Consider the following 392-nt stretch of genomic DNA (forward strand, 5'->3'; position numbering starts at 1 on the left):
GCATCGCCGCGTGCGCGCCCGACGTACGCGTTACGGCGCCCGGTGCGATGGAGTTGCCGTTCCTACGAGCCTTGCCACCAGCCTTTGTAACTTGCCCTTGTAAATTCTTCCATCCCGTCCCCGGGACTTGTCACGAGGAATCGCCGGCGCGAGGCGTCGTGGCCGTCACGCAGGCGGCGCGATGGCAGCGGCTCGCCACSCCCCTGGCGGCATGCCGAAGCGCCGCGCAAACGCGCGCGTGAACGTCGTCTGGTCCGGATAGCCCACGGCAAAGGCAATCTCGGCCAGTGGCATCGTGCCAGCCATCAGCCACTGCACGGCCTGATCCAGCCGCAGACGGGTCTGGTAGCCATGCGGCGTGTCGCCGAACGCTTCGCAGAAGAGGGTATGGA

At 67.0% G+C, this 392-nt stretch carries 1 protein-coding gene; it reads right to left on the bottom strand.

Annotated features, from left to right (window positions below):
* Positions 1-165: 165 nt before the first annotated feature.
* Positions 166-392, bottom strand: a 227-nt coding sequence (locus AC1DMU_RS29740) for a helix-turn-helix transcriptional regulator (RefSeq protein ID WP_476941704.1), incomplete at its 5' end; no start/stop codon positions are given.

The organism is Bacillus sp. 01N45, assembly GCF_056399205.1.